The following is a 12092-nucleotide window of genomic DNA, read 5'->3' as shown; positions in this document are numbered from 1 at the left end:
AAGCCAGTGTATTGACTTTATTTGAACGAGGGCTAAGCGCCTGTTTAAGACGCTTAAATCAAGATATGTGTAGCTAAGGTGTAGTGTAGAGAAATACAGGTAAGAAGAGTTAGCTGCCGCACACGAACGTTTGCTTGAGTATGGTGCTTTCCTGCAATGCTTTGTTGGCAGGCAGCGGCTCATAGCCGTCTAAAAAGTAGATAACGCGATTGCCCCGTTCTGCTAGTTCAATTGCGTGCTGATAATTCACACTAATACTAGAAGCTATCGATTGCGGGTACTTTTCCGCATCACGACGCACATATTCCAGTAGTTCTAAATTAACTTGCTCATCATAAAACACCGCGTCTGCAAATTGACAAGCTTTGTGAATCGCTAACGTCATGTTGTCCGGGTTACCTGTCATGGTATGAACAAAGGTAATACTGCCTTGCTGTGGTGGTATTTCGCTTTTTAAGCTAGTGAATAGTTGTTGCTCTGCTTCGGTCACTCGCCCCGATAAAATATTCTCACCGATACTGCCTCGCAATGTGTTTTCCCAAAATTGGCGGCGATTAGACAAGCCTTTGACACGTGCTTTGACATGATCTCGAAACTTGAATGAGAAATCTGCCAGTTTGCCGTAAGCGGCGGGCATAATGCGTTCTATTTGTTCGCGCAGCATTCTAACTAGAATTGGTGCGCTTCCTGAGCTTGAGATAGCCACTATCATCGGATCGCGGTCAATGATGGCTGGCGTGATATATGAGCATAGGTCTGGTTGATCAACGACATTCACTAACAAGCCAAGGCTGCTTGCTTCTTCTTGTACTTCAGCATTGACATGTGGGTCGTCTGTTGCGGCGATAACCATTGACAAGTCGTTCATATGACCCGGCTCGTAGGCGTGCGCAAGCCATGTTAAATCGTGTTCCTTAATTAAACGTTGCACGGTTGGATTGAGCTTGCTGCTCATTACCGTGATGTTTGTGGTCGACTTTAATAGCAATTCAATTTTACGGGCGGCAACTTCGCCACCCCCAATGACCAATGCGCGGATAAAACGTGCATCTAAAAAAACGGGAAAATATTTCATTAATCAGCCAATTGCCACTTCTGTAATATCGCCAGATATTGTCCGCTTTGTTTTAACTTTTCCAGTGCTTTTTGCAATTTTTTAATGATGATAGGGGAGGTATTCAAACTGGCAGCAAGGTAATGCCCTTGTTGAAGGTCATCTAAGATCAAAGCTGATTCTACCGCTTGAAATGCCTCGTGGCTTGTTTGTTGCTGCGCTTGCCACATAAATTTATTTGCTGTGATGTAATCAACCTTTCTTTCTAAGAGCGCCAGCCACGCAGCGGCGTAAGAGGAGTTCAGCAAGATGTTATGGTCATCAGTAAACCCCTTAGCTTGCAAATATTGATGAATAATATCTGAGCGATGAACGCCAATGCGGTACTGTTTGGCTTGTTCTAATGTTGAAATAGTTAGTTCCGGTCGCGACTTTAAACGCACCAAGTGCACACTATCGTTTACCAAGGGGAACAGCCAGTGAAATTTCCCTTCTCTGTTGGGGGTGCGAACAATAGAGAAAATTAGTGTATTAGCTTGCTGCTGTGCGATTTGATAAGCGCGAGCCCAAGGGTAGAATTTGATTTCCCCTTCAATTTCACTGTCGTTAAGAAGGCGTTCAACAATTTCTACCATCGCCCCGCTGGGAGGTTGGTTCGGCACATTTATCTGCAATGGTGCTAAGTGCTCAGTCACAATCTGCACTTTAAGTTGTTGGCTAAAGCTTAAACTAGAAAAGCAAGCAAACGCTGCTGCAACTATCAGGGCGATTGGCCAACCTTGCTTTGATTTGTCCATCATATCCTACTTATATATACGGCTATTATCGTTAAGGGATAGTAGAGAGTATTACTTTCTACAGGCGATGAATGATAAACTTTAGTATAAATGTTCTGACAGAGATACCCAATGCCTTGGATACAATTAAGGTTACAAGCCAATGAAGAAACGGCTGAAAAATACAGTGACTGGTTAAGTGCTGCTGGTGCGCAAGCCGTTACCTTTATTGACGCGCAAGATACGCCAATTTACGAGCCTTTACCGGGTGATGAAGTGATTTACTGGGCTAATACTGTAGTCATGGGTTTGTTTGATGCTGCTCACGATATGGATAAGGTCATTAGTTACCTTAAATCTATTCACCCAGATAAAGCGGAGATGGCGTATAAGCTCGAGCAATTAGAAGACAAAGATTGGGAACGTGAGTGGATGGATAATTTCCACCCCATGAAATTTGGTGAACGTTTATGGATTTGCCCAAGCTGGCGTGAAGTGCCGGATCCCGAAGCCGTAAACGTGATGCTTGACCCTGGCCTGGCCTTTGGTACGGGCACTCACCCAACCACAGCATTGTGTTTAACCTGGCTAGATGGCTTAGACCTCACTGGTAAAACTGTCGTCGACTTTGGTTGTGGCTCAGGCATTTTATCACTGGCTGCGCTTAAACTAGGCGCGAAAAAAGTGATTGGTATTGATATTGACCCACAAGCGCTGCAAGCCAGTCTTGAAAATGCTAAACGCAATGGTTGTGAAGATCGACTTGAGCTTTACTTACCTAAAGACCAACCCAGCCTGAAAGCTGATGTAGTTGTTGCCAACATTCTGGCTGGCCCATTAAAAGAGTTAGCGCCAACGATAATCGAGTTTGTTGGTGACAACGGTTTACTCGCACTTTCTGGCGTATTGGAAAATCAGGCGCCGGAATTACAAACGATTTACGGTCAGTGGTGCGCTATGGATCCAATTCAGGTGCAAGACGAGTGGGTCAGGCTTTCTGGGGTGCGTAGCTGAAATTAGAGCAGATACTTCAGAAAAAAGTCAAGCAGAAATTTGTGCAAAGTTGATAACATTTGTGCATTTTCTGCGCGTTTGAAAATTAACTTAAAAGTCAATATTAAAAAATCAAAAAAAAACAAAATTTGTTCAATTTATATCCTTTTCAATCCTAAAAAAAACACGTAAACTGTGCGCCCTTTTGACCAAGAGCTCAAAAAAGCAGCAGTGAAGATAGGCAGCTACCAGCTAAAAAGTAAGGCAATGCTTGCGCCAATGGCGGGCATTACTGACAAACCGTTTAGACAATTATGTTGTCAGATGGGCGCTGGTTTGGCGGTATCTGAAATGGTGTCAGCGAACCCTAAGGTCTGGAATACAGAAAAATCTAAGTTGCGAATGGTACATAGCGCGGAAGCGGGTATTCGTTCGGTTCAGATTGCTGGTTCTGATCCTCAGGAGATGGCGTTTGCAGCTCAGGTTAATGTGCAAAACGGCGCCCAAATTATTGACATCAATATGGGGTGCCCGGCCAAAAAAGTAAATAAAAAACTCGCCGGTTCGGCGTTGCTTAAAGCCCCAGATCAAGTTGAACAAATCGTTCAAGCTGTAGTCGAAGCGGTGGATGTGCCAGTAACGCTGAAAATACGAACGGGTTGGTGTGAAAACACGCGCAATGGTATTGAAATTGCCAAAATTGCTGAACACAACGGTATTCAATCGTTAGCTGTTCATGGTCGAACTCGCTGTGACTTTTATAAAGGCAATGCTGAGTACCAAACGATTAAGGCAATTAAAAAAGCAATTTCGATTCCGGTTGTTGCAAATGGTGATATTACTTCTGCGCAAAAAGCTGCAGAAGTACTCGAATTCACCAATGCAGATGCGATCATGGTTGGTCGCGCTGCCCAAGGTAGGCCGTGGATTTTTCGCGAGATTAACCATTATCTCGACACAGGTGAGGTACTACCTGAGCCTTCAATGGAGGAAGTGCGCTCAATATTATTGGGACATGTGCGTGATTTACACCAATTTTATGGTGACTTCATGGGCGTGAGAATCGCTCGTAAACATGTCTCTTGGTATATGCAAACGCACGACCAGGGTAAAAATTTTCGATCAAGTTTTAACGGTCTCGAGTCAACTAGCGAACAGCTCGAAGCGTTAAACATGTATTTTGATAACTTAACTAGATAAGAGTCTGAACTTTATGTTTGAACAAAATATTTCTTCTCCTTTCATTACCAATGTAACTGATATTCAGCAGCAAACCACGAAGGCGTCACCACTGCGCACTCAAGCGAAAATCGCTATCAAAAACTACTTATCACAATTGAACGGTAATGATGTCGACGATATGTACGAATTAGTACTATCTGAAATCGAAGCGCCAATGCTAGAAGAAGTAATGACTTACACTCGCGGCAACCAAACCCGCGCAGCGAACTTGCTAGGTATCAACCGCGGTACACTTCGCAAGAAATTGAAAAAATACGGTATGAACTAATATCGCATTATCGAGAAAGCACCTTAGGGTGCTTTCTTTGTTTTTGGCACTTGGAAAAGTGAACCAATCAGTCAGCATTTAAACTGCTAGACTAAAAAAGCGAAAAACGTGAACGCACTGAGCGCAAGAAAGTAAGAAGAAATAGAAGTAGAATTTAAATCGCAGGAGCGACAGCCACTAGTTGTTTATCACGAGACAAGATAAATGAATATCGGTTTTGCCACGGATATATGTCACAGGCCAGACTACATCACTAAAGATACAGGTAATAGAAATAGCAATGGATACCCCACGCCCAATCAAACGTGCACTACTAAGTGTTTCTGATAAAACTGGTATTGTTGAGTTCGCGCAAGCGCTTGCGCAAAAAGGTGTTGAACTACTCTCTACTGGCGGCACGGCAAAATTACTTGCCGACAATGGTATTAACGTCACGGAAGTGTCTGATTACACAGGTCACCCAGAAATTATGGACGGCCGTGTTAAAACCCTTCATCCGAAAGTGCATGGCGGTATTTTAGCGCGCCGTGGCACAGATGAAGCGGTGATGGTTGAAAACAACATCGATGCCATTGATATGGTGGTGGTTAACCTATACCCATTTGCTAATACCGTCGCTAATGATGACTGTTCATTGGAAGACGCCATTGAGAACATTGATATCGGTGGCCCGACTATGGTGCGCGCAGCAGCTAAGAACCACAAAGACGTGACGATTATTGTTAACGCCCATGATTACAAGCGCGTATTAGCAGAAATGGACGCTAATAGTGACTCGCTTACTTACCAAACTCGTTTTGATTTAGCGATTGCGGCTTACGAACACACGGCAAGTTATGATGGCATGATCGCTAACTACTTTGGCCAAATATTGCCAGCGTACGCTAAAAACTGTGAAAAGCGTGACAATGCTGCCGAAAACGAAGTTGGTTTTGACAACAAGAATAAATTTCCACGTACCATCAATAGCCAATTCGTTAAAGCGCAAGATTTGCGTTACGGCGAAAACTCTCATCAAGACGCGGCGTTTTATGTTGAAGCACAGCCAGAAGAAGCATCAGTTGCTACCGCGAAACAAATTCAAGGTAAGGCACTGTCATACAATAACATCGCTGATACAGATGCAGCGTTAGAATGTGTGAAAGAATTCGACGAGCCTGCGTGTGTTATCGTCAAACATGCTAACCCGTGTGGTGTCGCAATTGGCGATAATATTTTAGCTGCCTACGAAAGTGCTTACACCACAGATCCAACCTCAGCGTTTGGTGGCATTATTGCCTTTAACCGCGAGTTAGATGCTGACACCACGGAAGCGATTATTTCTCGCCAGTTTGTTGAAGTGATCATTGCACCGAAAGTGTCAGAAGCTGCAGCGCAAATTGTTGCCGCAAAGCCTAATGTTCGTGTTCTTGAATGTGGTCAATGGCAGTCACAAACCACAGGGTTAGACTACAAACGTGTTAACGGTGGTTTATTAGTACAAGATCGCGACCAAGGCCGTGTTACTGATGATGAGCTGAAAGTTGTCACTAAGCGTCAACCGTCAGCAGAAGAATTACGCGATTTAAAATTCTGCTGGAAAGTGGCTAAGTACGTAAAATCAAACGCCATTGTTTACGTGAAAAACTCAATGACGATTGGTGTTGGTGCAGGCCAAATGAGCCGTGTTTACTCAGCGAAAGTGGCTGGTATTAAAGCGGCGGATGAAAATCTAGAGGTCGCTGGATCAGTGATGGCGTCAGATGCTTTCTTCCCGTTTCGTGATGGCATTGATGCGGCAGCAGAGGCTGGTATCACTGCTGTTATTCAACCGGGCGGCTCGATGCGTGATGAGGAAGTTATCGCAGCAGCTGATGAGCACGGTATGGCGATGGTATTTACTGGTATGCGTCATTTCCGTCATTAATGCCATATCCGTCTTTAATTCAAGGCGATAAACTATTTCAGTTGGTTAGCTAACTAACTGAAATAGTTAAAGTGCTGGTTTCCAACGACAAGTGGCAACCAGCTTCACTGAATCTTTTAACGAATTCTGCTATAACTTTACGGGTCTAGTTATTATCACTTACAACCCTCGTTATGGAAGAACTATGAACACAATAAAAACAGTACTCAGCGCTTCACTTATTTCACTGACCATGGCGTCATTGCCAGCAATGGCACATACCCATGAATCTCACGGTAAACAAGCCGCAACTAGCTTTGAGCTAATGAAGGCAATTAACGGCGATCACCGTAGTGCCAAAAACAAAGCGCGTGATGCTTACCGTAATCCAAAAGAAACATTAGCTTTCTTTGGTTTTAAGCCAAACATGACCGTAGTAGAAATGGCACCTGGTGGTGGTTGGTACACTGAAATTCTTGCTCCTGCGCTAAAAGCCAACGGTAAGTTTTACGGTGCTCACTACCCAGATACCGGTGAAGATAACTATTTCAGCAAATCTCGTCGCCGTTTAGAGCAAAAAATGGCGAGTGATGAAGTATTTAGCAAAGTAGAGCTAACTAACTTCACGCCACGAGTTGCCTCAGATATTGCTCCGGCAGGAACAGCTGACCTAGTTCTAACATTCCGTAATCTACACAACTGGGGTGAAGAAGGTGTGCTGCAAGTTTTTAAAGATGCACATAAAGCACTTAAAAGCGGTGGTGTACTAGGTGTTGTTGAGCACAGAATGCCAACTAGCCAAAAATGGGAAGACAACAAGCGCAGTGGTTACTTCCCTGAGCAAATGACGATTGATTTAGCGGAAAAGGCAGGTTTCAAATTAGCGGCGAAAAGCGAAGTTAATGCTAACCCGAAAGATACTGCTGATCACCCGAAAGGCGTTTGGACGTTGCCACCTGTATTACGTTTAAAAGAGCAGGATAAAGAAAAGTACTTGGCGATCGGTGAAAGTGACCGTATGACGCTGAAGTTTGTAAAAATGTAAATCTTTACAATGTAGATCTTTATATTGGTAAAGGTTAACTCTTTAAGAAGAGTATTGAGCTTTAAAGTATTTAATAAAACACTCACTACTCTTCTTTATTATTTTAGTTAGGAAAAGTTATCAATGAATGTATTAGTGATTGGCAGTGGTGGTCGTGAACATGCCCTTGCATGGAAGGCGGCGCAATCTACTAAAGTCGAAAAAGTATTTGTCGCACCGGGTAATGCGGGTACCAGTACAGAAGACAAACTGGAAAATGTTGCAATCTCAGTTGGCGATATTCCAGCATTAGTGACTTTTGCTAAACAAAATAATATTGCGCTAACCATTGTTGGCCCAGAGCAACCATTAGTTGATGGTGTAGTTGATGCATTTCAGGCCGAAGGTTTAATTATTTTTGGTCCGTCAGCTAAAGCGGCGCAATTGGAAGGTTCAAAGGCATTCACCAAAGACTTCTTAGCGCGCCACAACATTCCAACTGCAGCCTATGCTAATTTCACGGAAATTGAGCCAGCGTTAGCATATGTTCGTGAGCAAGGTGCACCTATTGTGGTTAAAGCTGACGGCTTAGCGGCAGGTAAAGGTGTAATCGTTGCGATGACACTTGAAGAAGCGGAAGATGCGATTAAAGATATGTTGGCAGGCAACGCTTTTGGCGATGCTGGCCATCGCGTAGTAATCGAAGAATTCTTAACAGGTGAAGAAGCAAGCTTTATTGTCATGGTTGACGGTAAAAACGTATTGCCATTTGCTACAAGTCAAGATCATAAGCGTGCATATAACGAAGACAAAGGTCCAAACACAGGTGGTATGGGCGCATACTCTCCAGCACCTGTGGTTACACCAGCAATTCATGATCGCATTATGAAAGAAGTGATCATGCCAACAGTAGAAGGTATGGCAAAAGAAGATGCACCATATACTGGCTTTCTATACGCAGGCTTAATGATCGCAGAGGATGGCACGCCAAAAGTAATTGAATATAACTGTCGTTTTGGTGATCCAGAAACTCAACCTATCATGATGCGTTTGCAATCAGATCTTGTTGAATTATGTACGGCAGCTTGTCAGGGCGAATTAGCAGGTAAGAAGATCGACTTTGATCCTCGCGCTGCAGTAGGGGTGGTTTTGGCCGCTGGTGGTTACCCAGGTAGTTATAACAAAGGTGATGTAATTTTAGGCTTGGCAACCAACACAGCAAACGATCGTAAAACGTTTCATGCTGGCACTGCCCTGAAAGACGGCCAGGTATTAACTGCAGGCGGACGCGTGTTATGTGCAACTGCATTAGGTGAAGATGTTACAACAGCGCAAAAGGCGGCGTATGAACTGTTACACCAAATAAGCTGGGATAAGGTCGAATTTAGAACCGATATTGGATATCGTGCAATCGCGAGAGAGCAAGACTAAGTAAGCACAAAGAGATGTAACAATAAAAAGCCCGATTATTCATACCGGGCTTTTTGTCTTTATTGGTTTGTGTCGCTAGGCTAAATAAGCTTAGGTACTATTGAACGCTGCTCTCTGTTCTTTCAGGTCGCTCTTTCGCTTCTCTGACTTTCAGTGTGCGTTGTTGAAACTCTGAATCATTTAGCGCCGAAATCGCACCTGCTGTATCTGCGGCAGCCATTTCAACAAACCCAAAACCTCTGCGTTTACCAGTATGCTTATCTTTCATTAAACGCACAGAATGAACTGCGCCATGCGCGGAGAACAATGTTCTGACCGCTGCTTCATTCGCCCGGTAAGGTAAATTACCAACATAAAGCGTTTTGATATCTCCATTAATACCAGAAGCAGAATTATTGTTAACCTGCTCATCAGCGCTTTGGCTAGCACTCTGTTTATTAAGTAATGACGAGATAATATTTGCAACCAACGCACCTAATGCTGCACTTACTGCAATAGTAGGTGCCTCCTTACCGAGTGTATTGGCAACCAGAAAAGCAATAACCCCCATAACAATAGCTAAAGCAAATGCTGTAATGACTTGAGAAGACTTCATAAGTTATACCTGAAATTATTATTGTAAAAATTGTATAAATACAAAGCTATGTTACCCAGCTTTATCGATAGTGCAACTTTAAGTTATTAAGCCTACCGATCTCTTTGCTCAGAGGAATGCTTGTGCAGCCCTGTTTTCTAGTAATTATTAAATGTTTAGAAGCGAAAGGCAGCGTAACTCGTTATTTATAAACATTCCTTGAAGTAAAAGTTTTATTTTTAATGTTCGAATTAAGGATCTACCTTTTATTCCCTAAAGGTTATAAAAGCAGCGTTTAAGAGGCAGGATCCTTTTTAAAACCCAATAAAACACGGGTTTTGTACAATAAGTGTGCGAACGGTAAAATAATTGAAAATAGTGCTTGATCCTTTTCTCAAAGTGTCTAAAATGCGCCACATCTTCCACGGGGCAGCCCAACGAAGTGTTTTGATAAGTTTAGTTAGCAAGTTTGCTAAGTAAACGGGTCAGATAACTTAGAAAAATGAATTAAAGATTTTTTCAAAAAGTTGTTGACATCAAAACTAGGAGGCGTAAAATGCGCATCCGCTCTCAACGAGAGAGCAACCACAAAACACGAGTGCGATGTTTTGTTTGAATCAAAAGATTCAGTTCTTTAACAATTAGTTATCATGCAATTTGTGTGAGCACTCACATGATGTTGATTTTACAAATATAGCTAAGCTTGTCTTAGCAAAAATTAACTCAGTGAAGTTCATGCATAAATACTTTTTTAAGTTTACTTTTTATCTCGCTTTTTAAAAGTGAAATGAAGAGTTGTACAGAATTCATTGAGCCGATGCTTAGGCATCACAAACGATTTTAATTGAAGAGTTTGATCATGGCTCAGATTGAACGCTGGCGGCAGGCTTAACACATGCAAGTCGAGCGGAAACGAAGAGGAGCTTGCTCCTTTGGCGTCGAGCGGCGGACGGGTGAGTAATGCTTGGGAATATGCCTTTTGGTGGGGGACAACAGTTGGAAACGACTGCTAATACCGCATAATGTTTACGGACCAAAGCGGGGGACCTTCGGGCCTCGTGCCAAAAGATTAGCCCAAGTGAGATTAGCTAGTTGGTGGGGTAAAGGCCTACCAAGGCGACGATCTCTAGCTGGTTTGAGAGGATGATCAGCCACACTGGGACTGAGACACGGCCCAGACTCCTACGGGAGGCAGCAGTGGGGAATATTGCACAATGGGGGAAACCCTGATGCAGCCATGCCGCGTGTGTGAAGAAGGCCTTCGGGTTGTAAAGCACTTTCAGTCGTGAGGAAAGGTTAGTAGGTAATATCTGCTAGCTGTGACGTTAGCGACAGAAGAAGCACCGGCTAACTCCGTGCCAGCAGCCGCGGTAATACGGAGGGTGCGAGCGTTAATCGGAATTACTGGGCGTAAAGCGTGCGTAGGCGGTTTGATAAGCCAGATGTGAAATCCCGGGGCTTAACCTCGGAACTGCATTTGGAACTGTTTGACTAGAGTACTGTAGAGGGTGGTGGAATTTCCAGTGTAGCGGTGAAATGCGTAGAGATTGGAAGGAACATCAGTGGCGAAGGCGGCCACCTGGACAGATACTGACGCTGAGGCACGAAAGCGTGGGGAGCGAACAGGATTAGATACCCTGGTAGTCCACGCCGTAAACGATGTCAACTAGCTGTTTGTGTTCTTGAAACGTGAGTAGCGTAGCTAACGCGCTAAGTTGACCGCCTGGGGAGTACGGCCGCAAGGTTAAAACTCAAATGAATTGACGGGGGCCCGCACAAGCGGTGGAGCATGTGGTTTAATTCGATGCAACGCGAAGAACCTTACCATCCCTTGACATCCAGAGAATTTTCTAGAGATAGATTAGTGCCTTCGGGAACTCTGAGACAGGTGCTGCATGGCTGTCGTCAGCTCGTGTTGTGAAATGTTGGGTTAAGTCCCGCAACGAGCGCAACCCCTATCCTTATTTGCCAGCGCGTAATGGCGGGAACTCTAAGGAGACTGCCGGTGATAAACCGGAGGAAGGTGGGGACGACGTCAAGTCATCATGGCCCTTACGGGATGGGCTACACACGTGCTACAATGGCGTATACAGAGGGCAGCGAGACCGCGAGGTGGAGCGAATCCCAGAAAGTACGTCGTAGTCCGGATTGGAGTCTGCAACTCGACTCCATGAAGTCGGAATCGCTAGTAATCGCGAATCAGAATGTCGCGGTGAATACGTTCCCGGGCCTTGTACACACCGCCCGTCACACCATGGGAGTGGGTTGCAAAAGAAGTGGCTAGTTTAACCTTCGGGAGGACGGTCACCACTTTGTGATTCATGACTGGGGTGAAGTCGTAACAAGGTAACCCTAGGGGAACCTGGGGTTGGATCACCTCCTTATCTTGAAGTAAAACGCAACATGTTGAGTGTTCACACACATTGCATTGATAACGAACGTAGAAGAAGTCCTAACATGTAAGCTTCGGACGACTCTTAATTGAGATAATAGGTCTGTAGCTCAGCTGGTTAGAGCGCACCCCTGATAAGGGTGAGGTCGGCAGTTCAAGTCTGCCCAGACCTACCAAGTTCTGCCTACATGTGACCTAACTCTTTATTGAGAAAATAAAGGGGCTATAGCTCAGCTGGGAGAGCGCCTGCCTTGCACGCAGGAGGTCAGCAGTTCGATCCTGCTTAGCTCCACCACTTCTTCGCATAAGAATGAGAAACCAAACTTAAGGTGTTCAATTGAACAATTTACGTTTGGTTTTTTAAACCACGATTTAAGCGAATGTGCCTTAAATTGAGTTCTTTAACAATTTGGAAAGCTGATATATATCCCGAATATATTTCTTGTTTTACAT

General features: G+C 44.1%; 9 protein-coding genes, 2 tRNA genes and 1 rRNA gene. 9 read left to right on the top strand and 3 right to left on the bottom strand.

The genetic code is table 11. The features are described 5' to 3' along the window. Nucleotides 1-109: 109 nt before the first annotated feature. Together DXX94_RS09945 and DXX94_RS09940 are read right to left on the bottom strand one after the other, a co-directional pair. Nucleotides 110-1075, bottom strand: coding sequence for a siroheme synthase (locus DXX94_RS09945; protein WP_115998769.1), 966 nt, complete (start codon nucleotides 1073-1075; stop codon nucleotides 110-112). Next, nucleotides 1075-1854, bottom strand: a complete 780-nt coding sequence (locus tag DXX94_RS09940) for a substrate-binding periplasmic protein (protein ID WP_116015527.1) — start codon at nucleotides 1852-1854, stop codon at nucleotides 1075-1077. The genes DXX94_RS09945 and DXX94_RS09940 overlap by 1 nt, the downstream gene beginning before the upstream one ends. Before the next feature lie 108 nt (nucleotides 1855-1962). On the opposite strand from DXX94_RS09940, the gene prmA reads away from it, so the two are divergent. The 6 genes from prmA to purD all read left to right on the top strand — a co-directional run bounded on the left by prmA (nucleotide 1963) and on the right by purD (nucleotide 8673). Next, nucleotides 1963-2844, top strand: coding sequence for a 50S ribosomal protein L11 methyltransferase (gene prmA / locus DXX94_RS09935; RefSeq protein WP_116015525.1), 882 nt, complete (start codon nucleotides 1963-1965; stop codon nucleotides 2842-2844). A gap of 210 nt (nucleotides 2845-3054) precedes the next feature. After that, nucleotides 3055-4023 carry a tRNA dihydrouridine synthase DusB gene (gene dusB, locus DXX94_RS09930; RefSeq protein WP_116018439.1) on the top strand — a complete coding sequence of 323 codons (969 nt, stop codon included), beginning with the start codon at nucleotides 3055-3057 and terminating at the stop codon, nucleotides 4021-4023. Between the two features lie 13 nt (nucleotides 4024-4036). Then, nucleotides 4037-4333 carry a DNA-binding transcriptional regulator Fis gene (gene fis / locus DXX94_RS09925; RefSeq protein ID WP_115998772.1) on the top strand — a complete coding sequence of 99 codons (297 nt, stop codon included), beginning with the start codon at nucleotides 4037-4039 and terminating at the stop codon, nucleotides 4331-4333. 280 nt (nucleotides 4334-4613) lie between these two features. Then, the gene (purH, locus tag DXX94_RS09920; RefSeq protein WP_116015523.1) at nucleotides 4614-6239 is read left to right on the top strand and encodes a bifunctional phosphoribosylaminoimidazolecarboxamide formyltransferase/IMP cyclohydrolase; all 1626 of its coding nucleotides are present in this window, start codon (nucleotides 4614-4616) and stop codon (nucleotides 6237-6239) included. A 193-nt stretch (nucleotides 6240-6432) separates the two neighbouring features. Continuing rightward, complete coding sequence (locus tag DXX94_RS09915) at nucleotides 6433-7263, top strand: class I SAM-dependent methyltransferase (protein WP_181901603.1); 831 nt, start codon at nucleotides 6433-6435, stop codon at nucleotides 7261-7263. 123 nt (nucleotides 7264-7386) lie between these two features. Beyond that, entirely contained in the window at nucleotides 7387-8673 is a 1287-nt protein-coding gene (gene purD, locus DXX94_RS09910) for a phosphoribosylamine--glycine ligase (protein ID WP_116015519.1), read from the top strand. 97 nt (nucleotides 8674-8770) lie between these two features. Here purD and DXX94_RS09905 read toward each other — a convergent pair whose 3' ends face one another. Continuing rightward, the gene (locus DXX94_RS09905; protein ID WP_116015517.1) at nucleotides 8771-9268 is read right to left on the bottom strand and encodes an RNA recognition motif domain-containing protein; all 498 of its coding nucleotides are present in this window, start codon (nucleotides 9266-9268) and stop codon (nucleotides 8771-8773) included. 820 nt (nucleotides 9269-10088) lie between these two features. Between DXX94_RS09905 and DXX94_RS09900 the strand changes: the two genes are divergently transcribed. The 3 genes from DXX94_RS09900 (at nucleotide 10089) to DXX94_RS09890 (ending at nucleotide 11934) form a co-directional block, all read left to right on the top strand. Continuing rightward, nucleotides 10089-11631: ribosomal RNA gene (locus DXX94_RS09900) — 16S ribosomal RNA — on the top strand. 107 nt (nucleotides 11632-11738) lie between these two features. After that, nucleotides 11739-11815 (top strand) — tRNA-Ile (locus tag DXX94_RS09895). Nucleotides 11816-11858: 43 nt separating this feature from the next. Then, a tRNA-Ala gene (locus DXX94_RS09890) sits at nucleotides 11859-11934 on the top strand. Nucleotides 11935-12092: the final 158 nt, after the last annotated feature.

Source organism: Thalassotalea euphylliae, assembly GCF_003390375.1.
GTDB lineage: Bacteria > Pseudomonadota > Gammaproteobacteria > Enterobacterales > Alteromonadaceae > Thalassotalea_F > Thalassotalea_F euphylliae_A.
This window is presented reverse-complemented; position numbering and strand designations above follow the sequence as displayed.

Coding starts and splice junctions, on each gene's coding strand:
- DXX94_RS09945 (WP_115998769.1), bottom strand. CDS start 1,075: ATGAAATATTTTCCCGTTTTTTTAGATGCACGTTTTATCCGCGCATTG.
- DXX94_RS09940 (WP_116015527.1), bottom strand. CDS start 1,854: ATGATGGACAAATCAAAGCAAGGTTGGCCAATCGCCCTGATAGTTGCA.
- prmA (WP_116015525.1), top strand. CDS start 1,963: ATGCCTTGGATACAATTAAGGTTACAAGCCAATGAAGAAACGGCTGAA.
- fis (WP_115998772.1), top strand. CDS start 4,037: ATGTTTGAACAAAATATTTCTTCTCCTTTCATTACCAATGTAACTGAT.
- purH (WP_116015523.1), top strand. CDS start 4,614: ATGGATACCCCACGCCCAATCAAACGTGCACTACTAAGTGTTTCTGAT.
- purD (WP_116015519.1), top strand. CDS start 7,387: ATGAATGTATTAGTGATTGGCAGTGGTGGTCGTGAACATGCCCTTGCA.
- DXX94_RS09905 (WP_116015517.1), bottom strand. CDS start 9,268: ATGAAGTCTTCTCAAGTCATTACAGCATTTGCTTTAGCTATTGTTATG.